The 22,108-nt window shown below is 62.2% G+C and carries 20 protein-coding genes; 11 read left to right on the forward strand and 9 right to left on the reverse strand.

All coding sequences use genetic code 11. From position 1 onward, the window contains the following. Nucleotides 1–181: 181 nt before the first annotated feature. Complete coding sequence (gene egtD / locus AC1RTQ_RS13110; protein WP_492876313.1) at nt 182–1,114, forward strand: L-histidine N(alpha)-methyltransferase; 933 nt, start codon at nt 182–184, stop codon at nt 1,112–1,114. Next, nucleotides 1,101–2,429: an ergothioneine biosynthesis protein EgtB gene (gene egtB / locus AC1RTQ_RS13115; protein WP_492876315.1), complete on the forward strand. Its 1,329-nt coding sequence runs from the start codon at nt 1,101–1,103 to the stop codon at nt 2,427–2,429. The genes egtD and egtB overlap by 14 nt, the downstream gene beginning before the upstream one ends. 27 nt (nt 2,430–2,456) lie before the next feature. Here the strand turns inward: egtB and AC1RTQ_RS13120 are convergent, their stop codons facing one another. Then, a complete protein-coding gene (locus AC1RTQ_RS13120) occupies nt 2,457–3,734 on the reverse strand; it encodes an O-acetylhomoserine aminocarboxypropyltransferase/cysteine synthase family protein (RefSeq protein WP_492876317.1) in 1,278 nt (425 codons plus the stop codon). 208 nt (nt 3,735–3,942) lie between these two features. On the opposite strand from AC1RTQ_RS13120, the gene AC1RTQ_RS13125 reads away from it, so the two are divergent. Continuing rightward, nucleotides 3,943–5,139 carry a GGDEF domain-containing protein gene (locus AC1RTQ_RS13125; RefSeq protein WP_492876319.1) on the forward strand — a complete coding sequence of 399 codons (1,197 nt, stop codon included), beginning with the start codon at nt 3,943–3,945 and terminating at the stop codon, nt 5,137–5,139. A gap of 71 nt (nt 5,140–5,210) precedes the next feature. On the opposite strand, the gene AC1RTQ_RS13130 is transcribed toward AC1RTQ_RS13125, so the two are convergent. From AC1RTQ_RS13130 to AC1RTQ_RS13165, 8 genes are all read right to left on the reverse strand, one after another. Beyond that, nucleotides 5,211–5,855: a 3'-5' exonuclease gene (locus tag AC1RTQ_RS13130; protein ID WP_492876321.1), complete on the reverse strand. Its 645-nt coding sequence runs from the start codon at nt 5,853–5,855 to the stop codon at nt 5,211–5,213. 129 nt (nt 5,856–5,984) lie between these two features. Next, nucleotides 5,985–6,767, reverse strand: a complete 783-nt coding sequence (locus tag AC1RTQ_RS13135; protein ID WP_492876323.1) for an enoyl-CoA hydratase/isomerase family protein — start codon at nt 6,765–6,767, stop codon at nt 5,985–5,987. Further along, the gene (locus AC1RTQ_RS13140) at nt 6,767–8,323 is read right to left on the reverse strand and encodes an acyl-CoA synthetase (protein WP_492876325.1); all 1,557 of its coding nucleotides are present in this window, start codon (nt 8,321–8,323) and stop codon (nt 6,767–6,769) included. Before AC1RTQ_RS13140 ends, AC1RTQ_RS13135 begins: the two co-directional genes overlap by 1 nt. 54 nt (nt 8,324–8,377) lie before the next feature. Next, on the reverse strand, nt 8,378–9,532 hold the full coding sequence (locus AC1RTQ_RS13145; RefSeq protein ID WP_492876327.1) for an acyl-CoA dehydrogenase family protein: 1,155 nt from the start codon (nt 9,530–9,532) through the stop codon (nt 8,378–8,380). A 2-nt stretch (nt 9,533–9,534) separates the two neighbouring features. Then, complete coding sequence (locus AC1RTQ_RS13150) at nt 9,535–10,365, reverse strand: SDR family NAD(P)-dependent oxidoreductase (RefSeq protein ID WP_492876329.1); 831 nt, start codon at nt 10,363–10,365, stop codon at nt 9,535–9,537. A 30-nt stretch (nt 10,366–10,395) separates the two neighbouring features. Beyond that, nucleotides 10,396–10,809 (reverse strand): MaoC family dehydratase, encoded by a 414-nt coding sequence (locus AC1RTQ_RS13155; RefSeq protein WP_492876331.1) that lies wholly within the window; start codon nt 10,807–10,809, stop codon nt 10,396–10,398. 12 nt (nt 10,810–10,821) lie between these two features. Further along, nucleotides 10,822–11,262: a MaoC family dehydratase N-terminal domain-containing protein gene (locus tag AC1RTQ_RS13160; protein WP_492876333.1), complete on the reverse strand. Its 441-nt coding sequence runs from the start codon at nt 11,260–11,262 to the stop codon at nt 10,822–10,824. Nucleotides 11,263–11,273: 11 nt separating this feature from the next. Next, nucleotides 11,274–12,458, reverse strand: coding sequence for a lipid-transfer protein (locus AC1RTQ_RS13165; protein ID WP_409812888.1), 1,185 nt, complete (start codon nt 12,456–12,458; stop codon nt 11,274–11,276). Between the two features lie 125 nt (nt 12,459–12,583). On the opposite strand from AC1RTQ_RS13165, the gene AC1RTQ_RS13170 reads away from it, so the two are divergent. The 8 genes from AC1RTQ_RS13170 (at nt 12,584) to AC1RTQ_RS13205 (ending at nt 22,057) form a co-directional block, all read left to right on the forward strand. Then, nucleotides 12,584–13,603 carry an AraC family transcriptional regulator gene (locus tag AC1RTQ_RS13170; RefSeq protein ID WP_492876335.1) on the forward strand — a complete coding sequence of 340 codons (1,020 nt, stop codon included), beginning with the start codon at nt 12,584–12,586 and terminating at the stop codon, nt 13,601–13,603. Nucleotides 13,604–13,691: 88 nt separating this feature from the next. After that, entirely contained in the window at nt 13,692–14,339 is a 648-nt protein-coding gene (locus AC1RTQ_RS13175) for a TetR/AcrR family transcriptional regulator (RefSeq protein ID WP_302091317.1), read from the forward strand. Then, nucleotides 14,339–15,229, forward strand: coding sequence for an SDR family oxidoreductase (locus AC1RTQ_RS13180; protein ID WP_302091316.1), 891 nt, complete (start codon nt 14,339–14,341; stop codon nt 15,227–15,229). The genes AC1RTQ_RS13175 and AC1RTQ_RS13180 overlap by 1 nt, the downstream gene beginning before the upstream one ends. Then, nucleotides 15,226–16,869 carry an acyl-CoA carboxylase subunit beta gene (locus tag AC1RTQ_RS13185; RefSeq protein WP_492876338.1) on the forward strand — a complete coding sequence of 548 codons (1,644 nt, stop codon included), beginning with the start codon at nt 15,226–15,228 and terminating at the stop codon, nt 16,867–16,869. The genes AC1RTQ_RS13180 and AC1RTQ_RS13185 overlap by 4 nt, the downstream gene beginning before the upstream one ends. 56 nt (nt 16,870–16,925) lie before the next feature. Continuing rightward, on the forward strand, nt 16,926–18,104 hold the full coding sequence (locus AC1RTQ_RS13190) for an acyl-CoA dehydrogenase family protein (protein ID WP_492876340.1): 1,179 nt from the start codon (nt 16,926–16,928) through the stop codon (nt 18,102–18,104). Nucleotides 18,105–18,114: 10 nt separating this feature from the next. Continuing rightward, entirely contained in the window at nt 18,115–18,948 is an 834-nt protein-coding gene (locus AC1RTQ_RS13195; RefSeq protein ID WP_492876342.1) for an enoyl-CoA hydratase/isomerase family protein, read from the forward strand. After that, entirely contained in the window at nt 18,945–20,918 is a 1,974-nt protein-coding gene (locus tag AC1RTQ_RS13200) for an acetyl/propionyl/methylcrotonyl-CoA carboxylase subunit alpha (protein ID WP_492876344.1), read from the forward strand. The genes AC1RTQ_RS13195 and AC1RTQ_RS13200 overlap by 4 nt, the downstream gene beginning before the upstream one ends. Then, nucleotides 20,915–22,057, forward strand: coding sequence for an acyl-CoA dehydrogenase family protein (locus AC1RTQ_RS13205; protein ID WP_492876346.1), 1,143 nt, complete (start codon nt 20,915–20,917; stop codon nt 22,055–22,057). The genes AC1RTQ_RS13200 and AC1RTQ_RS13205 overlap by 4 nt, the downstream gene beginning before the upstream one ends. The last annotated feature ends 51 nt before the right edge of the window (nt 22,058–22,108 follow it).

Here is a 22,108-nt window from a genome sequence, read left to right on the forward strand (position 1 = left end):
GGCAGTGATGGCGCGGGCAGTGGCTGCATCGCGCGATCGGCTCATCAGGAGGATCAGCATGCGCGCGATACCGGACAGGCAGGCAGCATCAATAGAGTTTGCATCACGCGCAGGGCGCATTCCATTGCCTCTGGCGACCTCGTTGAGACCTCCACAGCTTCAGGGCGAGAGTTGCACCTTTATGGATGCGTATACCCCCTCGACGCTTGTGCGCTGTGAACTGGCGCAGGGGCTGATGCAGCGGCAGGCGCAGATTTCCCCCAAGTTCCTATATGACGCGCATGGCTGCGCCCTGTTTGAGCAGATAACCCAGCTGCCCGAGTACTATCCCACAAGAACCGAGGCGGCCATCATGGCTCGCTACGACCTGGAGATCGCCCAGGCCATGGCGGGTTGCCAGGTGCTGATAGAGCTGGGAGCGGGAAATTGCGAAAAGGTGCGACGCCTGTGTCGCAGCGTGGGGCCGCAGCAGTTTCTCGGGGTGGATATTGCGGTCGAGTTTTTGCAGGCCGCTGTGGCGAGGCTGGAGCATGACTTTCCGCGACTTACGGCTCGTGCGGTTGCGGCGGATTTCACGGGGGACTGGCATCTGCCGTCAGGCGTGCCGCAGGCGCGGCGTGAGCTGTTCTATCCTGGCTCCTCGATCGGCAACTTCGATACACAGCAGGCTTTGCATATGCTCAGACATATGCATTCGCTCGTGGAGGGCGACGGCGGTCTGCTCATTGGTATCGATCTGCCCAAGCCGGTACCGGTTCTGTTAGCTGCTTACGACGATGAGCAGGGCGTCACAGCCGAATTCAATCTCAATGTGCTCAATCATGTGAACCGTCTGCTGGGCAGCGATTTCAATCTTCAGGACTGGGCGCATGAGGCGCGCTTCGACAGCCGGACATCGCGCATAGAGATGCATTTGCGCGCCCGTCGCCCCGTCATGGTGTGCTGGCCTCAGGGCCTGCGCTATTTTGCTCAGGGCGAGACCATCCATACGGAGAACAGCTACAAATACCCGCTGTCCGATTTCCTCTCCATGCTGGCTTGCGCAGGATTTGCCGAACCCAGGGTCTGGACCGATGAGCAGCAATGGTTTGCCGTCATTCATGTCCATGCCTGAAGCCATGGTTCTGCCCCTTTTCGTCTCGTCTGAGGCATGGGACTGGACGGCACTGGCGCAGCAGTTCGCGCAGGTGAGGGCCTGCACGCAAAAGCTGGCAGCGCCATTGTCCGCCGAAGACGCCTGCGTGCAATCCATGCCCGATGCCAGTCCTGCCAAATGGCATCTGGCCCATACCAGCTGGTTCTTCGAAACCTTTGTACTGGCCGTGCATCAGCAGGGGTATCAGGTTTTCGATGCCAGCTATCGCATGCTGTTCAACTCCTACTACCAGCAGGTGGGGACACGCTATCCGCGAGCCCAGCGGGGTTTGTTGACCAGGCCGGCTCTGGCACAGGTCATGGCCTATCGCACTGTGGTGGATGAGCAGATGCTGGCGCTGATGGCCGCCATGAAAGAGACAAGCCCGACGACGCAGGAGGCCGTTGCTCAGCTCGTCACATTGGGTCTGCAGCACGAGCAGCAGCATCAGGAGTTGATGCTCACCGACATCAAGCATTTGCTTTCTTGTCACCCACTCTGGCCTGCTTATGCGACAGGTGGGGGGGCAGAGGGGAATTGCGTGCAGGCCTATGCCGATATCACTTGGCAGCCACTTGAGGCGGGCATCTACAGCATAGGTCATGGCGGCGGCAGCTTTGCGTTTGACAATGAAATGCCCAGGCACAGCGTCTATGTGCAAGCCGCGCAGATTGCATCGAGGCCCGTGAACAATGGCGAGTTTCTGCGCTTTGTACTGGATGGTGGCTACAGTCAGCCGCAATGGTGGCTGGCCGAGGGCTGGGACTGGTGCCAGGCACAGCAACTGAGCCACCCCTGGTACTGGAGGCAAGCTGAGGATACTTCAGGTGATGTGGGCTGGCAGGAGTTCAGCCTGTATGGCGTGACGGCTCTGCATGCGCTGAGGCCTGCCTGTCATATTTCCTATTTCGAGGCCGATGCCTATGCGCGCTGGGTCGGTGCGCGCCTGCCGACGGAGATGGAGTGGGAGGTGGCAATGAGCGCGCATGACTGGCCTGTGTCCTCGGCAGTAGGGCATGCCAGCCTGCATCCTGAAATCTCAGGCGCTCATCATGGGGTGGCAACTGGCCAGGTCTGGGAGTGGACGCATTCGTCCTATGCCGCCTACCCGGGCTTTCGCGTGGCCGAGGGTGCCGTGGGTGAGTACAACGGCAAGTTCATGGTCAACCAGTATGTGCTGCGCGGAGGCTCCTGCCTCACGCCTGCCAGTCATGCTCGGCTGACCTATCGCAACTTCTTTCCCGCAACGGCTCGCTGGCAGATGACGGGGCTGCGCCTGGCGCGCGATGCCTGAGGCCGCGCGCCAGAGTTGGACGCCTTTTCAGACCCGTTCCAGCGCCTGGTTCAGGTCGGCCAGCAGATCGTCGATATGCTCGATGCCCACGGACAGGCGCACCATGCCTTCGGTCACGCCGGCCTTGGCCAGCTCTTCGGCATCCAGCTGGCGGTGGGTGGTTGAGGCGGGGTGGGTCGCCAGCGACTTGGCATCGCCGATATTGACCAGGCGCGTGAACAGCTGCAAGGCATCCAGGAAGCGTGCACCGGCCGCACGGCCTTCGTTGCCTTTGAGGCTGAAGGAGAGAATACCGGAGGCGCGGCCGCCAGACTGCTTTTGCACGATGGCGTGGTCGGGGTGGTCCTTGAGCCCGGCATAGCGCACCCACTCCACTTTGGGGTTTTGCTGCAGGGTTTCGGCAATCTTCTGCGTGTTTTCGCAGATGCGGTCCATGCGCAGGGCCAGGGTCTCGATGCCCTGCAGAATCTGGAAGGCGTTCTGCGGCGAGATGGCAGCGCCCATGTTTCGCAGCGGAACGACGCGGGCGCGGCCGATGAAGGCGGCGGGGCCCAGCGCTTCAGTGTAGACCACGCCGTGATAGCTGATGTCGGGTTCGTTCAGGCGCTTGAAGCGGGCCTTGTGCTCCGCCCAGGGGAACTTGCCGCTGTCCACGATCGCCCCGCCAACGCTGGTGCCGTGGCCGCCCAGGTATTTGGTCAGAGAATGCACGACGATGTCTGCGCCATGTTCAAACGGGCGCAGCAGATAGGGAGAGGGCACGGTGTTGTCGACGATCAGCGGCACACCATGCTGGTGGGCCACATCGGCCAGCGCACGGATATCGGTCACATTGCCCAGCGGGTTGCCGATGGACTCGATGAATACCGCCTTGGTCCTGCCGTCGATCAGCTTGCCGAAGCTGGCCGGATCGCGTGGATCTGCAAAGCGCACCTCGATGCCTTGCTGCGGGAAGGTGTGGGCAAACAGATTGTAGGTGCCGCCGTAGAGCGTGCTGGCAGACACGATGTTGTCGCCCGCTTCGGCCAGGGTCTGGATGGCGGCGGTGATAGCGGCCATGCCTGATGCAACGGCCAGTGCGGCAATGCCGCCTTCGAGCGCCGCGACGCGCTTTTCCAGCACGTCGGTGGTGGGATTCATGATGCGCGTGTAGATATTGCCCGGGACCTTCAGATCAAACAGATCGGCGCCATGCTGGGCGCTGTCAAACGCATAGGCCACCGTCTGGTAGATGGGCACGGCCACAGCCTTGGTGGTGGGGTCGGGGGAATAGCCGGCATGTACGGCGAGTGTCTCTATGCGCATGTGTGTGTCTCTTTGGCAAGTTATTCGAACGCCACAGCCAGAGCTTTGGCGTCATTGATTATGGACAGGACGCTGATTCAGGCGAACGACCTAATGGCTATGTGCTTATGCCAGAGTGAAGGCGAGCGCTGTATTGGAATATTGGAGATACTTCTCGCCGGAGAATGGATGACGTTGAATTCACAGTTTCCTGCGCGGAGAACCTCAATTGGGCCAGCCTGCAGATTTGTACTTTGCCTTGATTGCACCGGCTTGCGTGGTGTTGTTCGGGTTTGCCCTGTTGGCTTGCTGGTATGTGCAACGCCGACAGCCGCGTGCGCTGTTTCTGCTCTGGCTGGTGGGCGGCTATGTGCTGCTCGCGACGGCTTTGGCTGCCCAAAGCCTGATGAGCAATGCGCAGCTGAGCCAGTTTGCCATGGCCACGGCATGCCTGTACCTTCTTGGTACCTGGTCGCTGGCGCAAGGGGTTTCACTTAGGCTGGGGTCTGCGGGGGCGAGTGTGCCCGGCGGCATTCTGATCGCTGTCGTCGCCCTGTCGGTGCTGTTCTATTTTTCCCGGATCGAGAATAACTTGTGGGTCCGCGTGCAGTGTCTGGCACTGGCGATGGCGCTGCAGCTGACCCTGGCCATACCGGCTTTTCTCAGGGCCGATTCGTCAAAGGACTGGCTGGAGCGCGGAGTGCGCTGGGCCTATGGGCTCAATGTATGCAATGCCTTGTTACGACCTGCGGCCGTCAGTCTGTTGCCTGTGCACGAAGTGCAGGAGCTGACCCGATCCGGATATTGGCTGCTCACCCAGGCCATAGCGCTTCTGTTTGCGATGTGGTTTGCTGTAGGACTGCTGGCATGCTCGGTCAGGGATGTGATGACGACATTGCGCGAAGAGCGCAACCGGGACTCTTTGACGCGCCTGCTCAATCGTCGCGCTTTCATGGAGGCCGCAGAGTCGCGTTTGGCCGATCAGCGGCTGGTGCCCTGGGCCGTGGTCGCTGTGGACATCGATCATTTCAAGTACATCAACGACAACTGGGGTCATGCAGCTGGCGATCAGGTGCTGCAGCACCTGGCACAACTGCTGACTCAGCAGGTCAGAGACTGTGATCTGGTTGCCCGCTTCGGCGGAGAGGAGTTCGTCTTGCTGCTTTCGCGAGTACAGCTGTTCGAAGCGCAAGCCATTGTGGAGCGTGTGCGTGAGCGCTTGCAAAGTCATGTGCTCGCAGGAATGCCTGCGCAAATGAGGGTGACAGCCAGTTTTGGCATTGCTGCACTCAGCTCCGCGCAGGATTTCGAGCAGGCACTGGCCCAGGCCGATGCGCTGCTCTACCAGGCCAAGAAGGCGGGGCGGGATTGCGTCATGAGCTCTGCGCAAGACGAGAGCCAGTCGCAATGGAGAATGATTGCCTGACCCCGCTATCAGGCCCAGAACTCTTGACGCCTTGCCTTCAGGATTCGGCTCGCGATCGGAGGCACGACACTTCAGGACCTCGGACTTCTGGGGGCGCGCCGTGGAGGAACGGGGAGGGCGCTTTCCCAGGTGGGCAGGTGCGCATAGATGACGGCCGGGGCATGGGCGTCATTGGCGGCATAGCGTCGCTGGGCCGGGCTGAGTTCTGCTGCGGCCCAGTTGGAGGTGGTGGTGCGCTTGGACTTGCGAAAGCTCTGCTGGAGTACCAGCGCTGCGGCAGCACGCACACCCACCGACGGGCCATAGCCCAGCCGCTTGAAGCGGCTGTCCAGATCCTGAATATTGATCAGCGGCGCTCCCAGCCTGCGGGGCAGGGAGTGTTTATCGTTATCGAGCCCGAAGCCGACCTTGCAGATATGTTCTGCAGCCAGCACCATGCGCGATACTTCCAGAGCCATGGGCCTGTGCAGCTGCAGCAGCCAGACCTGGCTGGCCGTGGCGAGCTGCACCAGATGAGGGCCGTTGTCCTGCTGGCCGATATTAAAGATGGGTTTGCTTTCCGTGTCAAAGCCGAGCACAGGCTCGGCATTCATGGCCTTGAAGGCGGCTTCAAATTCGGCTTCGGACTGCGGAAGGTGGATTGCATGTTCGGGCAATTCCAGAAACGGAGGGAGCAGGGCACTTTCGTCCTTGCTGGGGGCAATCAATCTGGGCATGCGGGTGATTACACAACAGCTTGGCTTGTCCCCAGATCATGTGGGCCGGTCTGTGGGTAATTCCGGGGAAATGTCTGCAAAGCCTTGCTCACAAAGGTTTTGTATGTGTTGCTTAAATAAAAGGCAGTTTCAGCGGCGTGAAAAAGCGGGAGCGCGTTTTTCCAGAAAGGCGCTCACGCCCTCACGGCTATTGGCATGGCTGGCGCAGTCGGTGATGGCCAGGCGTTCGGCCTCGAGGTGGGCGGCCAGATCATGGCTGTGGGCACTGTCGCAGAGCTTTTTGATATGAGCCAGAGAATGGGGAGCGCCTGCAGCCAGTTCTTCGGCCAGTTGAAGGGCCTGGGCAGCCAGAGCATCCGGCTCATGCAACTCGTCAAAGATGCCCATGCGCAAGCAGTCCTGGGCAGAGGCAGGACGGTTGCTCATCAGCAGGTACTTGGCCTTGGCAGCACCAGCCCTGCGGCTGAGGTAGTAGGAGGAGCCCAGATCCGGGCTCAACCCTATGGCCGAGTAACCACCGCGCAAGAACACCTTGTTGGAGGCCAGCACGATGTCAGCACACAGACCCAGGCCAATGCCGCCACCGCCCAGCGCACCCTGAATGGCGCTGATGACAGGCACGGGTATGGTGACCAGTGCGTGCATGGTGGGGTTGAGCAGGGCCAGAATTTCCGTGATCTGGCGGGGCAGCTGATTGCGGTTTTGCACGAACTCACGAATATCCCCGCCCACGCAAAATTGCTTGCCTGCAGCAGAGATCAGTACAGCGCCAATATCTGCCTTGCAGGCCTGTTGCACCGCAGCGGCCAGCGCATGGGCCATGGGGGTGCTGATGACATTGCCCTGGTCGGGCTGGTTCAGCACGATATGGCCGACGCCATTGCGCTGCTCCCATAAAACGAGTTCGGACATTAGGCGATCTTTCTTTCCTGGTTGGCCCAGAAGGGTGCGCGCAATGTGGTCTTCAAAATCTTGCCCGCGCCAGATAGCGGCATGGCGTCGATGAAGGAAACCCCACGCGGGCATTTGTAGTGGGCAATGCGATTCTTGCAGAACTGGATTAGCTCATCGGCCTCAAGCATGGCACCGGCTTTGCGCACGATGAAGACATGCACCAGCTCGCCCCATTGCTCACTGGGCACGCCAATGACGGCGCAGGATGCGACGCCTGGATGGGTGGTGATTACGCTTTCCACTTCCACACTGTAGACGTTCTCGCCGCCAGTCACGATCATGTCTTTTAGGCGATCGACGATGAATACATAGCCCTCGTCATCCATGCGGCCGCCATCGCCCGTGTGCATCCAGCCGTTGCGAATGGCAGCGGCAGTCTCGGCAGGCTTGTTCCAGTAGCCCAGCATGACGCCGGGGCCGCGAACAACCACTTCTCCCACCTCGCCCCGTGCCACTTCCTGCCCGTCGGGGTCCACGATACGGACTTCGGTGCAGACCGTGGCGCGTCCGGCGCTGCGATGGCGGCCTTGGGCCCGTCCCTCCTGTCTGTGCATTTCGGGGCTCAGAACCGTGGCGACCGGGGCCAGCTCCGTCATGCCATAGGCCTGGGTGAAGCCGACGCTGGGAATGGTCTTCATGGCCCGGTCCAACAGACCTTCGGAAATGGGCGACGCCCCATACAACATGTTCTGCAGCGAACTCAGGTCATATTGATGGACATCCGGGTGGTCCACCAACATCTGAATCATGGTGGGTACCAGCAGCAGGTCGGTGATCGATTCTGTGGAAATAGCCTGAAGAACGGCCACAGGATCAAAGCGCGGCACCATGACATGGCAGCCACCAGCAGCCAGCAGCGCATTCATGAAGGCACCGTCTGCCAGATGAAACATGGGCGCAGCATGCAAACCGACGCTGCTGCGACGTGCCGTGTTCTCGCAGACGCCGGAGATGGCGTTTGTGTAGAGATTGCGATGGCTGAGCATCACGCCCTTGGGCGTGCCGGTGGTGCCACCGGTATAGAACACACCGGCCAGATCATCTCCGCCACGCAAGGCGTCTTCCACCGGCGCGGTATTGGCAACCAGTGCCTCGTAGGAAAGCATGCCTTCGGGAGCCGGGCCATCACCGATGTGGATCAGCGTCTGCAGGGCTTGTGCACTCTTTCGGATTTCAGGAATCAGGGGCAGAAAGCTGTCATCCACCAGCAGGACATGGGTGTCACAGTCGTCCAGTGAATAGGCGATCTCTGCAGCACTCCATCGGATATTGATGGGGTTGACGGCAGCGCCCGCCCAGTAGGTGGCAAGGTAGTACTCCAGATACCAGTCGGAGTTCAGGCCGAGGATGGCCACGCGGTCGCCCGCTTGCACGCCCAGTGCGCGCAAGGCGCCAGCAAAGCGGGCCACACGGTCGCCCAACTGCACAAAACTGCGTCTGCGACCGTTGTAGATCGTGGCCGTGGCGTGGGGCTGCTGCTGTATGGAGCGGCGCAGATTTTGCGTGAGATACATGACAGGCCTTCCAAGGTCAGTGTGTTGGAGAAAAGAGCGGGTCTTGAGCCCCGCTTATGAAAACAGGCGTCTGGCGATCAGGTCCTTCATGATTTCATTGGCACCGCCGTAGATCTTCTGGATGCGTGCATCGGCATACATCCGGCCAATCGGGTACTCCTCCATATAGCCGTAGCCGCCGAACAGCTGCAGGCACTCATCCATCACTTTGCACTGCTGCTCGCTACACCACCACTTGGCCATGTAGGCGGCCTCGTTTTCCAACGTGCCATCCAGCAGGCGCTGTATGCAGTCGTTGACAAAGCTGCGCACCACATGGGCAGTGGTGGCGCATTCGGCCAGCTTGAAACGCGTGTTCTGGAAGTCGGCGATCGTCTGGCCAAAAGCCTTGCGCTGCTGCGTGTACTCCACCGTCAGCGCCACGGCCATTTCGATGGCGGCGGCTGCTCCCACGCCAAGCAGCATGCGTTCATAGGGCAACTGGCCCATCAGCTGCTTGAAGCCCTGGCCTTCGGTGCCGCCCAGCAACTGAGAAGTGGGAATGTGCACGTCTTCAAAAAACAGTTCGGCTGTGTCAGAGATATGCTGGCCTATCTTGTCCAGCCTGCGTCCAACGCGAAAGCCGGGCAGGTTCTCGGTCTCCAGCACCACCAGAGATACACCGCCGCTGCCGGCATCACCCGTACGCACGGCCACTACCAGCAGATTGGCGGTGAAGCCGTTGGTGATAAAGGTCTTGGAGCCATTGATGACGTAGTGATCCCCATCAAGCTCAGCACGTGTGCGCATGGCTTTCAGGTCGGAGCCCATGCTGGGCTCGGTCATCGCAATGCCGGCCAGCATCTCGCCGCTGCACAGCTTGGGCAGCCAGCGCTGCTTTTGCTCGGGCGTGCCATAGGTGTCTATGTAATGGGCGGTGATGGTGTGCACGCTGGTGATGGCGTGAATCTCGGCCTTGGTAAGCTCTTCCTGCACCACTAGCTGATAGGCCAGGTTGCCACCGCCGCCGCCCCATTGCTCGTCCATCTCGGGCAGCAGAAAGCCATGTTCGCCAAAGCCGCGCCAGGTCTCGCGCGGCACATAACCCTGAGCGCGCCAGGCGGGGACATGGGATGCCAGCTCGCGCTCGATGTAGCGGCGCACCTGCTCCCGGAAGGCGTCGATCTCGGCATCCATCCAGTCATGTTGAAAGGGTTTGGGCAGCAGCATGTTCAGACCCCTGTCAGGCCGCCGGTACACATCAAGGTCTGGCCGCTGATGTAGTCCGACTCAGGTTGGCAAAAGAGGTAGACCGCACCCGCTGCTTCGTCGGGCGTGCCGGCCCGACCCAGGGGAATCGTCTGCTCCATGGCGGCCATCAGGCCGGGGTTCACGCCTACCTTGATATCGCGGCCCTCGATGTGGGCTGTCTCGCCATTGGCGGCGGAGTTGGTCAGCCTTGTCTTGATGAGCCCGAATGCCACGCAGTTCACGTTGACGTTCATGCGTCCCCACTCCTTGGCCAGCGTCATGGTCATGCCTGTGATGCCGGCCTTGGCCACGGAGTAGTTGGTCTGGCCCGCATTGCCGAACAGACCCGCCACCGAGGAGATATTGACCACCTTGCGCATGACGCGCTGGCCAGATTCCAGCTCGGCCTTGGACAAGGCCTTGATGACAGGCTGGGCCGCACGCAGTATGCGAAACGGCGCTGTTAGATGGCAATCGAGAATGGCATACCACTGTTCGTCGCTCATCTTCTGGATGACGTTGTCCCAGGTGTAGCCGGCGTTGTTGACGATGATGTCCAGTCCCTGGTATTTCTGTTCGGCGGCGCCGACAAAGCGCTCGGCAAAGTCGGTGTGGGTGACATTGCCCACACAGGCAATGGCCTCGCCGCCCATTTCACGTATCAAGGCCAGAGTCTCATTGGCGGGTTCGGCGTCGAGGTCGTTGATGACCAGGCGTGCGCCTTCGCTGGCCAGCTTGAGGGCGATGCTGCGGCCTATGCCGCGGCCAGAGCCCGAAACCAAAGCCACCTTGCCGTCGAGTTTTCCTGTCATTGCTGTCTCCTTGAGGGAATCAATACGCTCTCAGGGCAATCTGATCCAGGCATCGCCCGCGATCTTGGTCTGGCCATGCTGATTGCTGCTTTGCACCTCGATGCGGACGCCGCGGTCCGCATCGCGTTTTTCCACGATGCGGCCCGTGCATGAGATCGCATTGGCAAGATGGGTAATGCCCTGAAAGCGCACATCGAAGCGGCGCAGCCGGGACTGTGGCGCCCAGTTGGTCAGCAGCCGGCCCAGCCAGGCCATGCCAAGCATGCCGTGCGCAAACACATCGGGCATGCCGGCCTTGCGCGCAAAGTCGGTGTCGATATGAATAGGGTTGTGGTCGCCTGAGGCGCCGGCAAACAAGGCCAGTGTGGTGCGGTTGATCGGGGGCAGGTCGATAGCGGGCAGTACATCTCCAACCTGGACCTCGTCGTAGCGAGGGGTGTTCATTGCCAGCCCTTTCTAGTTGCGAACCACGATGACGGAGCGCATTTCTGCCACCAGCTCGTTGTTCTGATTGACGGCGCGCGATGACTTCACGACAAAATCCAGCGCGCCGTTCTTCTTGCTGTAGATGTCATCGATCCTGGACAGCACCGTGATGCGGTCTCCGGCGCAGGCGCTGCGGTGATAGCAAAAGCTCTGCTCACCATGCAGGATCTTGGCGATCGGGATGTTCAGGGTTTGCAGGAGCAGGTCGGACGTGCCACTGTCTATTTCCACCGCAAACAAAAAGGTGGGGGGCGCGGGCAGGTCCGGGTAGCCCGCTGCGCGGGCGGCCTCCAGGTCGGTATAGACGGCATTGCTCTCACCGATGGCCTTGGCAAAGAAACGCAGGCGACTGCGGTCGAGGCTGAGTTCGGAAGAGGGCAGAACATGCCCTATCCATTGCGGGTCAATCATCGGCAGCTCCTTCAGACGCGCTCGTAGAGGGTGACCACACAGGCTCCACCGAGGCCGAGGTTGTGCTGCAGCGCCAGGCGGGCATTGGCAACCTGCCGCTGGTCGGCGCGGCCGCGCAGTTGCTGCACCAGCTCCGTGCACTGGGCAAGGCCGGTGGCGCCCAGAGGGTGGCCCTTGGACAGCAGGCCGCCCGATGGATTGGTCACAAACTTGCCGCCGTAGGTGTTGTCGCCGTCGCAGACAAACTTTTCCGCGCCGCCCACGGGGCACAGGCCCAGGGCTTCGTAGGTCAGCAGTTCGTTTTGCGCAAAGCAGTCATGCAGCTCCACCACGTCCACGTCCTGGGGACTGATGCCCGCCTGCTCATAGACCTGGCGCGCAGCGTCCTGTGCCATGCTGAAGCCCACTACTTCGCGCATATCGTGAGCCTCGAAGGTCCTGGGGCTGTCCGTGGTCATGGACTGGGCGCGGATGCGCACGCTGTGATCCAGGCCATGCTTGAGCGCATAGGCTTCGGACACCAGCAGGGCGGCTGCCGCGCCGCAGGTGGGTGGGCAGGCCATGAGCCGGGTCATTACGCCCGGCCACATCACGGGGGAGGCCATGACCTCTTCCTCCGTAACCTCGGTGCGAAACAGGGCCAGGGGATTGCGCGCCGCATGGCGGCTGGCCTTGGCGCGGATCTTGGCGAAGGTGGAAAGCTGCGTGCCGTACTGCTCCATATGCGCCTTGCCAGCTCCGCCGAAGTAGCGCAGGGCCAGTGGCACGCCGTTGTCGCCGACCAGGGCATCGGTTTCCGCTTCGAACCGGTCAAAGGGGCTGGGCCGGTCGCTGAAGACCGAGCCCAGTGCACCAGGGGTCATCTGTTCGAACCCCAGGGCCAGCACGCAGTCTGCAGCGCCGCTGGCCACGGCCTGGCGTGCCAGGAACAGTGCAGTGGAGCCGGTAGAGCAGTTGTTGTTGACGTTGACGATGGGAATGCCGGACATGCCCACCTCATACAGCGCTCTCTGACCGGCGGTGGAGTCACCGTAGACATAGCCCACATAGGCTTGCTGCACTGCGTCATACGCGAGGCCTGCATCTGCCAGCGCCAGGGACGTGGCGCTGGAGCCCATCTGGAAGTAGGGATCACTCTTTCCGGGCTTGGCAAATGGAATCATGCCTACGCCGGCAACAAACACATCGCGACTCATGAGGGCTCCTTGGGAAAGTGGCAAGCAGATGTCGAGCAATGAGGGCCATCGTAGGATTTACCGATGCGCAAACCCATTGCCGAGCGCATCTTTCGTATGTCAAAAGACCTCAAGGTGATCTTTTCATGGCTGCTGCTTCTATCGTTCCTTTCACGATCTCCATGGCGTTGGTGCGAGGTATTACTGCCGGCGTGAGAAGACGAGGGCATGACTGCGAGGAGCTGCTGCTGCGTGCAGGCATAGCCCCTTTGCTGTTGGCGCAGGAAGGCGCCAGAGTCACGGCAGACCAGTATGTGGCGCTGATGTGGCGAGTGGTGGAGATGCTGGGAGACGAGGCCATGTGCCAGTTCTCCAGACCGCTCAAGCGCGGCAGCCTGGAGCTGATTGCCCGTCAGGCCCTTTCAGGGCACGGAATGGAGACTGCGCTGCAGCGCATGTGCCAGGCCCATGTGCTGCTGCAGGACCAGGTGGATGTGCAACTGGTGCGTGATGGAGCGCTGGCTGGCATTGTGCTGCGCCCGGTGGGGAATGAGCCGCTGCCCAATTTCCTCTATGAGTTTTCCCTGCGTGTGCTGTGGCGGCTTACTGCTTGGCTGATGGGCGGTACGCTCAAGGTACAGCACTTTGACTTTGCCTTCGGGCAGCCCGATTACGCCAACGACTACGGCGACACCTTTCCTGCGCCTTTGCATTTCGGCCTGCCGTTTTCGGCATTCTGGTTTGACGCGCGCAAGCTCGCCCGTGTCTGCAGCCGCGACGAGCAGGCTTTGCAGACCTTTGTGGCCAGCTGGCCGGCGGCGGCCATCATGCCGCCGCGTACCGGAGAAGGTGTGGATGCCCGCGTACATGCCCATCTGCTGCAGTCGCGTCCGCAGTGGGCAGGGCTGGAAGCCACGGCCGCCGAGTTGAACATGTCGGCCCCCACGCTGCAGCGCAAGCTGGCTGCTGCAGGCACCTCCTTTCAGGCCATCAAGGATGAGCTTCGCCGAGACATCGCGGTCTCTCGGCTGGGGACCAGCAAAGTCAGCTTTACAGAGCTTGCGGCAGACCTGGGGTTTGCCGATGCGGCGGCGTTTCAACGTGCATTCAAGGGCTGGACGGGCAGCTCTCCCGGCCTTTATCGCGCCAGGTCGGTCGAGAGCTGATTGCTTGAAAACCCTTGCGTAAAAGCCCTAGTTATTTTTACAGAGCAAATGATTGGTAAAAATAAAAAAGGCCGATATGCTGCATCTCATGCAAACAAGTCATGAAGCAGTCATCACCAAAAAGCGCGGTCGCGGCAGACCTCCGAAGTCGGCCGATGAGCGCAATGAAAGCATGCGTCGTGGCGAGCTGGTGAAGGTCGCGGCGCAGCTATTCAGACAGCGCGGATTTCATGGCACCAGCACACGCGATATCGCTGCAGCCGCAGGTATGCAGCCAGGCTCCCTGTTCTATTTTTTCGAGAGCAAGGAGGCCATCCTGCATGCGGTCATGCGCGATGGAATGGCGCAGGCAGCCGCCAGCCAGGCCGCTGCACTGGATGCGCTGACGGCGCGTGCCAGCGGTGTGCAGCGCCTGCGGGCCCTGGTGCGCAATCACCTGCAGATCATGGTCGGTCCGGACAGTGACTTCATTCCCGTCATGCTGTACGAATGGCGGCTGCTCAGTGATGAGCAGCGCGTAGATGTGGGAGCGCAAAAAGACGAATACGAGGCGCAGTGGATGCCCGCACTGCAGGCCCTGCACCACACGGGAAAGCTCAAAGCCAGTCCAGAGATTGCACGCCTGTTGATCTTCGGTGCGCTGAACTGGACGGCTCAATGGTTTACCGAGGGCCGTGGGCTGACGCTGGATGAGCTTACCGAGCAAGCCCTGGCCTTATTCATTGGAGAGCGTTGATGTACCAATCCGTATTCCGTGCCGCATTGTTTGCGGGGCAGGTGGTTGTGGTGACTGGTAGCGGCTCGGGAATCGGTCGCTGTGTTGCGCACGAGCTGGCATCCCTGGGGGCCACAGTCGCCCTGGTGGGACGCAATCAGGACAAGCTGGCTGCGGTGCAAGCCGAGTTGCAGCAGGCCGGAGTACCGGAGGATCGAGTCAGCCGGCACAGAGCGGATATACGGGATGAGGCTGCCGTCAAAGCGCTGGTGGCCGAGGTTCTGGCCCGCCACGGGCGCATCGACGCCCTGGTCAATAACGCGGGTGGGCAGTACATCGCGCCCCTGGCCAGCATCGGAGTCAAGGGCTGGCAGGCCGTGCTGGACACCAATCTCACAGGCGGCTTTCTGATGGCGCGCGAATGCTTTGTGCAACACATGGCAGAGCATGGTGGCTCCATCGTCAACATGGTGGCCGATATATGGGGCTCCATGCCGGGCATGGGGCACAGCGGTGCGGCGCGAGCGGGCATGGTCAGCCTTACCGAGACGGCGGCTGCGGAATGGGCACCCCATGGCGTGCGTGTGAATGCCATCGCACCCGGCTACATCGCCTCCAGCGGCATGGATCACTACCCACCCGAAGCGGCGGCCATGCTGCGCAAGATACCCGCTACCGTGCCGGCGGGACGCTTTGGCAACGAGGCCGAGGTTTCCGCCTCCATCGTGTTTTTGCTCAGCCCCGCAGCCAGTTTTATCAGCGGCACGGTTTTGCGCGTCGATGGCGCCCGGCCCCAGGTGCGGATGGGCATGGGGCCGGTTGCCGCCAGCGCCGAGGTGCAGCAGCGCGGCGCAGTGCGTGCATTTGGCGGCTTTTCTCTCTACCAGACTCCCAAGGTTTTTCAGTCATGAGCGTCTTTGCATCGCAATGGAATGCAGCCGGCGAGCAGGCGCAGCAGCGCCGGGCCGCCACGCTGTCGCGCATCGCCGCGCTGCGTGAGCTGGAGCAGCGGGCAGCCCAGGCATCGCAGCGGGCCAAGCCGCAGTTTGAAAAGCGCGGCCAGTTGCTGCCGCGAGAGAGAGTGGCCTTGCTGCTGGATGCCGGAACGCCATGGCTGCCGCTGTGCACGCTGGCGGGTTTCATGCTGGACCAGGAAGACCCCGCCAAGTCGGTTCCCGGAGGCGGAATGCTGGCGGGCATCGGCTTTGTCAGCGGCGTGCGCTGCATGGTCGTGGCCAGCGATTCGGGCATCGAGGCGGGAGCCATCCAGGAAAAAGGCCTGGACAAGATGCTGCGCGTTCAGGAGATTGTGCTGCAGAACAAGCTGCCCTTCATTCATTTGGTGGAGAGTGCAGGCGCCAACCTCATGCGCTACCGCGTCGAGGGCTTTGTGATGGGCGGAGCCTTGTTTCGCAACCTGGCGCGGTTGTCCGCGGCGGGTTTGCCGGTCATCACCGTGCAGCATGGCTCGGGAACGGCCGGCGGAGCCTATATGCCGGGGTTGTCGGACGTGGTCATCATGGTGCGCGGTCGCTCGCGCGCCTTTCTGGCCGGGCCGCCCCTGCTCAAGGCGGCGACCGGCGAAATCGCGACCGAGGAGGAACTGGGCGGTGCCGAAATGCACACCAGTGTCTCGGGGCTGGGCGAATATCTGGCGGAGGACGACCGCCATGCCCTGGGTATGGCACGTGCCGTGGTGTCTCAGCTATCTTCATGGAAGACGTCTGCAACGGTTGATGCACATGCGAAAAAAGCTATTGATTCAGGAGTTTCGGAGCCGCGTTACGACGCCGATGAACTGCTGGGCCTGATGCCGGCACACCATCGCGAGCCAGTGGATATGCACGAAGTCATGGCGCGGCTGGTCGATGGTTCCGAGCTGCTGCTGTTCAAGTCCGGCTACGGTGCGGCCACGCTCTGTGCGCAGGCGCATATCGGCGGCCATGCCGTGGGCCTGATCTCCAACAACGGCCCCATCGATGTGGCCGGTGCTAGCAAGGCCGCGCACTTCATTCAATGGATGTGCCAGTTGGGCCACCCCATCATCTATCTGCAGAACACCACGGGCTATATGGTGGGCAAGGACAGCGAGCAGGCCGGCATGATCAAGCACGGCAGCAAGATGATTCAGGCCGTCACCAATGCCACCGTGCCGCAGATCACCATCCAGTGCGGCGCCAGCTTCGGAGCAGGCAACTACGGCATGTGCGGCCGAGGCTATGCGCCGCGCTTTCTGTTCAGCTGGCCCGGGGCCAAGACGGCGGTGATGGGCGGCGAGCAGGCGGCCAGCACCATGCGTCAGGTCACCGAGGCCGCCATGGCACGCAAGGGTTTGCCCATCGATGCCGAGCTGATGCAAAAGCAGTACGACCAGATCGTGGCCATGTTCGAAGCCCAGGCCGATGCGCTGGTCACCAGCGGCTTGCTGCTGGACGACGGCGTGATCGACCCGCGCGACACCCGCGCAGTGCTCTCGTTTTGCCTGCAGACCTTGCACGAAGCGCAGCAGCGCACCTTGCGCCCCATGCAGTTTGGGGTCGCGCGCATGTAGGGGCGCGCCTCTTCCCCCCTTTTTTTCTTCCAAACAGGACTCGACGGAGACAAGCCATGCAATGGACCCATGAACATCTGGAAGTGCGCAATACCCTCAAGCGCTATATCGACGAGAAGATCAACCCTCATGTCGATGAATGGGAGCAGGAGGAGATCTTCCCTGCGCACCAGGTGTTCAAGGGGCTGGGCGATCTGGGCATGCTGGGCCTGACCAAGCCCGAAGCCTATGGCGGTGCGGGGCTGGACTACTCCTACAGCCTGATGATGGCCGAGACACTGGGCCATATCCGCTGCGGCGGTGTGCCCATGGCCATTGGCGTGCAGACCGATATGTGCACGCCCGCACTTGCACGCTTTGGCAGCGATGCCTTGTGCGAGCAGTTTCTGGCTCCAGCCATTGCGGGTGATATGGTGGGCTGCATCGGCGTGAGCGAGCCCGGTGCTGGCAGCGATGTCTCGGGCATCAAAAGCCATGCGCGCAGGGATGGTGACGATTACGTCATCAGCGGCCAGAAGATGTGGATCACCAACAGCATTCAGGCGGACTGGATGTGCATGCTGGTCAACACCAGCGAGGGGCCGGTACACAAGAACAAAAGCCTCGTCATGGTACCGCTGCGTGACGGCCCGCGCGGTAGGCTGACCAAGGGCGTGGAGGTGGCGCAGAAGCTGCGCAAGATCGGCATGAACTCCTCGGATACGGGCCTGCTGTTCTTTGACGAGGTGCGCGTTCCGCAGCGCTATCTGGTGGGGCAGGAGGGGCAGGGCTTCGTCTATCAGATGCAGCAGTTTCAGGAGGAGCGGCTCTGGGCCTCGGCCAGTGGCCTGCTCGCCATGGAGGATTGCATTCAGCAGACCATCGAGTGGGCGCAGCAGCGCCAGATGTTCGGCAGCACCCTGATAGATCAGCAATGGGTGCAGTTCAAGCTGGCCGAGTTGCAGACCGAAGTCGAGGCCCTGCGCGCACTGACCTATCGTGCCGCCCAGATGTATATGGCAGGTCAGGATGCGCTGCAGCTGGCCAGCATGGCCAAGCTCAAGGCAGGGCGGCTGACGCGCGAAGTGGCCGACACCTGTCTGCAGTTCTGGGGCGGCATGGGCTTTACCTGGGACAACCGCGTCTCGCGCCTGTACCGCGATGGGCGTCTGGGCTCAATAGGCGGTGGTGCCGACGAGGTCATGCTGGGCATCATCGGCAAGACCATGGGGCTGATCAAGCGCCAGGCGCACTGAGGAGCGGCGCATGACTCAGTTGCTTGAAATCGAACGCCAGCCCTTGGGCAGCGGCTTTGTGGAATGGTGGCGACTGAATTCGCCGCAAACCCGCAATGCGCTGACCGACGAGCTGGTGCAGGCTTTGCGCGATCAGGCCACAAGAGCGCACAAGGATTCACAGCTGCGCGTGGTCGTGTTGTGCGGCAACGGCGGGCATTTCTGTGCGGGCGGGAGCCTGGGAGGCTTTGCCAGCAGCATAGGCTCGCCGCTGCCTGCGGGGGCGCAGGACCCGCTGGTTCAGGTCAACCGCGAGTTTGGTCATCTGCTGCAGCTGCTGGCAGAGCTGCCCCAGTTGCTGATCGCTGCCGTGCAGGGCGCAGCCATGGGCGGCGGTGTGGGGCTGGTCTGCGTGGCCGACTGGGTGGTGGCGGATCAGCAGGCCGTCTTTGCCACACCCGAGGTGACGCTTGGAATTGTGCCCGCGCAGATCGCGCCGTTTGTGCTGCGCAGGCTGGGTGAAGGTTACGCGCGTCAATGGCTGCTGGGCGGTCAGCGCTGGTCCGCAAGCCAGGCCCAGGAGGCCGGCCTGGTACAGACCGTGATCCAGGCCACAGACGCTGCCCAATGGCAGAGTCAGCTGCAGCATCAGCTTGAAATCTGCGCGCAGGCTGCACCGCAGGCGGTGGCTGCCACCAAAAAGCTGCTGGCAACCATTGGCGGGCAAAGTCTGGATGCATCGCTGAACCAGGGCGCGCAGGCCTTTGCCAGTGCACTGCGCAGCGCTGAAGCGGGGGCGGGGCTCAAGGCCTTTTCCAGCAAGCAACCGGCTCCCTGGACCTGCATTGCAGGAGGCACATCATGAAGCGCATTCTGATTGCCAATCGTGGCGAGATTGCGCTGCGCATCATGGCTACGGCCAGGCGCATGGGCATAGAGACCGTGGCTGTGTACTCGGATGCGGATGCGGGAAGCCTCCATGTGCAACAGTCCACACAGGCCTATGCACTGGGCGGGCTGACATCGGCACAGAGCTATCTGGACGTGAACAAGCTGCTGGCGGCCGCCAAGGCGACAGGGGCCGATGCCGTTCATCCCGGTTACGGCTTTCTCAGCGAGGATGCGGGCTTTGCCCAGGCCGTTCAGGAAGCGGGCCTGATCTGGATTGGTCCGCCGCCGGCCGCGATCCGCCAGCTCGCCAGCAAGGCCGCCGCCAAGCAACTGGCCAGGGCCCATGGCGTGCCCTGTCTGCCGGGCTATGAGGGCGATGACCAGAGCGATGCGCGCTTTGCCGACGAAGCAGCCATGATTGGCTACCCTGTCATGGTCAAGGCCGTGGCCGGTGGCGGCGGGCGCGGCATGCGGCTGGTGGAAAGTGCCCAGCAGCTGCATGCCGCTCTGAACAGTGCGCGTTCGGAAGCCCTGGCTGGCTTCGGCAATGGTGACTTGCTGGTCGAGCGTGCCGTCATGCACCCGCGTCATGTGGAAGTGCAGGTGTTTGCCGACGGGCATGGCCATGTGATTCATCTGGGGGAGCGCGACTGCTCGGTTCAGCGTCGCCACCAGAAGATCATTGAAGAGGCCCCCAGTCCGGCCGTCAATGCCGAGCAGCGCGAGCACATGGGCAGTTGTGCCGTGGCCCTGGCCAAGGCGGCAGGCTATGTGGGTGCGGGTACGGTGGAGTTCCTGGTCGAAGGCCGGCAGTTCTATCTGATGGAGATGAATACCAGACTGCAGGTCGAGCATCCTGTGACCGAGGCCTTGACTGGCCTTGATCTGGTCGAGTGGCAGATCCGCGTGGCGCGCGGCGAGGCCTTGCCGTTGACGCAGCAGCAGGTGCAGTTCGACGGCCATGCCATCGAAGTGCGACTGTGCGCCGAAGACGAGAACTTTCAGCCCCATACCGGCGTGGTGCGACATTTCTCGGCCCCCGACGCTGCCGCCTTCAGCCGCGCGCCGCTGCGCTTTGACCACGCATTGCACACCGGCAGCGAAGTCACACCCTATTACGACGCCATGCTGGGCAAGCTGATCGTCCATGCGCCGACGCGAGAGCAAGCCATTGACGGGCTGATTCATGCACTGGGCCGGCTCGCGGTGCTGGGCTTGCCGACCAATCGCGCCTTTCTGATTGAATGCCTGAACGACGAAGTGTTCAGGCGGGGCCAGGTTCTGATCTCCTATCTGACGGGCGATGCGCCACGCTTGCAGCAACTGCTGCGAGAAAAGGAAGCTCTGGCGCACCAGCACTGGGGAGCGCTTTGCGCCGTGGGCCAAAGGCCGGGGCCGCTGGCTTGCAGCTATGCCCAGTTGCGCAAGCTGCAGCACCGGGGCCGGGTACAGGAGCTGGCGCTGCGGCCCGAGACCGAAGACAGCTGGCTGCTGAACCGGCACGGCGCAGAGCCTGAGCTGCTGCAGGTCGACGCGTTGCTGGCCTATGGCTGGCGAGCGAGATCGGCGGGCCTGACCCAAACCGTGCAGGCCGTGCAACTGCCCGTCGGGCAAGGCGGGACGCGCTGGCATCTGCAGGCTGGCAGTGTGGACTGGTGGGTCGAAGATGCAAGCTATGCCCCGCCAGAGCATGCACCCGGAGCCGGCCAGACTGCAGAGCTGCGCGCGCCGTTCAACGGCCGTGTGGTGCAACTGGGCGTGGAGACCGGGCAGGCGCTGAAGGCCGGCGATGTGGTCGTGGTCGTCGAATCCATGAAGCTGGAGCACAGCCTGAGCGTGAAGGCCGACTGCCGGGTGGAGGCCGTGCTGGTCAATGCCGGCCAGCAGGTGGCGCCGGGCCAGGTGCTGCTGAAACTGGCGCCCCTGTCTGGAGGCACTGCATGACTGATGCCACTGAACGCGAAATGCTCTATGACATGGTGCGCCGCTTTGCGCGTGAGCATATCGCTCCTCATGTCACGGCCTGGGACGAGGCGGGAGAGTTCCCGCGTCAGCTCTATCGCCAGGCCGCCGAGCTGGGGCTGCTCGGCATTGGCTACCCCCAGGAGCTCGGTGGTACTGCGGCCACGCACGGTCTGCGCGCCGCTTTGTGGCTGGCGCTGTGCCGCTACGGGGGCAGCGGCGGTGTGCTGGCCAGCCTGTTGTCGCACAACATCGGCCTGCCGCCCGTGGTGGCTCTGGGCAGCGATGCGCTCAAGCAACAGGTGGTGCCCGATGTGCTGGCAGGCCACAAGATCGCGGCGCTGGCGATTACCGAACCTGGCGGTGGATCGGACGTGGCGGCGCTGCGCACCAGGGCCAGGCGCGATGGCACCGAGTATGTGATCGATGGCGAGAAGACCTTCATCACCTCGGGCATGCGTGCGGACTGGATCACGGTGGCGGTGCGCACGGGCGAGCAAAGAGGTGCATCCGGCATCTCCCTGATCCTGGTGCCGGGCGAGAGTGCGGGATTGCGCCGCAGCCCGCTGCACAAGATGGGCTGGCAATGCTCGGATACGGCCCATCTGTTCTTTGATGGCGTGCGCGTGCCTGACAGTCACCTGCTCGGGGCCGAGGGCGAGGGCTTTCGCGCCATCATGCAGAACTTCAACGGCGAGCGCCTGGGCATTGCCTGCGCTGCGCTGGGCTTTGCCCAGGCCTGCTATGACGAGGCGCTGGCCTGGGCGCAGCAGCGCCAGACCTTTGGCGTGACGCTCAATCAGCATCAGGTCATACGCCACAAGCTGGTGGACATGCAGCAGCGCCTGCGCAGCACCGAAGCCTGGCTCAACGCCGTCTGCGCACGAGCCGATGGCGGCGATAGCGGTGCGGATTGGGTGGGCGAGGTCTGTGTGCTCAAGAACCACGCCACCCAGACCATGCAGTTCTGCGCCGATACTGCGGTGCAGATTCTGGGTGGCATGGGCTTTATGCGCGGCACGCTGAGCGAGCGCATTTACCGCGAAGTCAAGGTACTGACGATTGGCGGCGGCACAGAGGAAATCATGAAAGAGCTGGCCGCGCGCCAGTGGCGTATCTAGCGCGGCTGTCGCAGCGGCCTCAGCCGTTGCCGGGAGATTTGAGCGAAATAA

The sequence above is a fragment of the Comamonas sp. GW821-FHT11H03 genome (assembly GCF_058807955.1).

Bases quoted from the DNA above. Each gene is read 5' to 3' on its own strand.
- AC1RTQ_RS13140 (WP_492876325.1), bottom strand. From the start codon at position 8,323: ATGTATCTCACGCAAAATCTGCGCCGCTCCATACAGCAGCAGCCCCAC.
- AC1RTQ_RS13190 (WP_492876340.1), top strand. From the start codon at position 16,926: ATGCAATGGACCCATGAACATCTGGAAGTGCGCAATACCCTCAAGCGC.
- AC1RTQ_RS13200 (WP_492876344.1), top strand. From the start codon at position 18,945: ATGAAGCGCATTCTGATTGCCAATCGTGGCGAGATTGCGCTGCGCATC.
- AC1RTQ_RS13175 (WP_302091317.1), top strand. From the start codon at position 13,692: ATGCAAACAAGTCATGAAGCAGTCATCACCAAAAAGCGCGGTCGCGGC.
- egtD (WP_492876313.1), top strand. From the start codon at position 182: ATGGATGCGTATACCCCCTCGACGCTTGTGCGCTGTGAACTGGCGCAG.
- AC1RTQ_RS13120 (WP_492876317.1), bottom strand. From the start codon at position 3,734: ATGCGCATAGAGACACTCGCCGTACATGCCGGCTATTCCCCCGACCCC.
- AC1RTQ_RS13170 (WP_492876335.1), top strand. From the start codon at position 12,584: ATGGCTGCTGCTTCTATCGTTCCTTTCACGATCTCCATGGCGTTGGTG.
- AC1RTQ_RS13205 (WP_492876346.1), top strand. From the start codon at position 20,915: ATGACTGATGCCACTGAACGCGAAATGCTCTATGACATGGTGCGCCGC.
- AC1RTQ_RS13145 (WP_492876327.1), bottom strand. From the start codon at position 9,532: ATGCTGCTGCCCAAACCCTTTCAACATGACTGGATGGATGCCGAGATC.
- AC1RTQ_RS13180 (WP_302091316.1), top strand. From the start codon at position 14,339: ATGTACCAATCCGTATTCCGTGCCGCATTGTTTGCGGGGCAGGTGGTT.
- AC1RTQ_RS13160 (WP_492876333.1), bottom strand. From the start codon at position 11,262: ATGATTGACCCGCAATGGATAGGGCATGTTCTGCCCTCTTCCGAACTC.
- AC1RTQ_RS13195 (WP_492876342.1), top strand. From the start codon at position 18,115: ATGACTCAGTTGCTTGAAATCGAACGCCAGCCCTTGGGCAGCGGCTTT.
- AC1RTQ_RS13165 (WP_409812888.1), bottom strand. From the start codon at position 12,458: ATGAGTCGCGATGTGTTTGTTGCCGGCGTAGGCATGATTCCATTTGCC.
- AC1RTQ_RS13130 (WP_492876321.1), bottom strand. From the start codon at position 5,855: ATGCCCAGATTGATTGCCCCCAGCAAGGACGAAAGTGCCCTGCTCCCT.
- egtB (WP_492876315.1), top strand. From the start codon at position 1,101: ATGTCCATGCCTGAAGCCATGGTTCTGCCCCTTTTCGTCTCGTCTGAG.
- AC1RTQ_RS13155 (WP_492876331.1), bottom strand. From the start codon at position 10,809: ATGAACACCCCTCGCTACGACGAGGTCCAGGTTGGAGATGTACTGCCC.
- AC1RTQ_RS13185 (WP_492876338.1), top strand. From the start codon at position 15,226: ATGAGCGTCTTTGCATCGCAATGGAATGCAGCCGGCGAGCAGGCGCAG.
- AC1RTQ_RS13150 (WP_492876329.1), bottom strand. From the start codon at position 10,365: ATGACAGGAAAACTCGACGGCAAGGTGGCTTTGGTTTCGGGCTCTGGC.
- AC1RTQ_RS13135 (WP_492876323.1), bottom strand. From the start codon at position 6,767: ATGTCCGAACTCGTTTTATGGGAGCAGCGCAATGGCGTCGGCCATATC.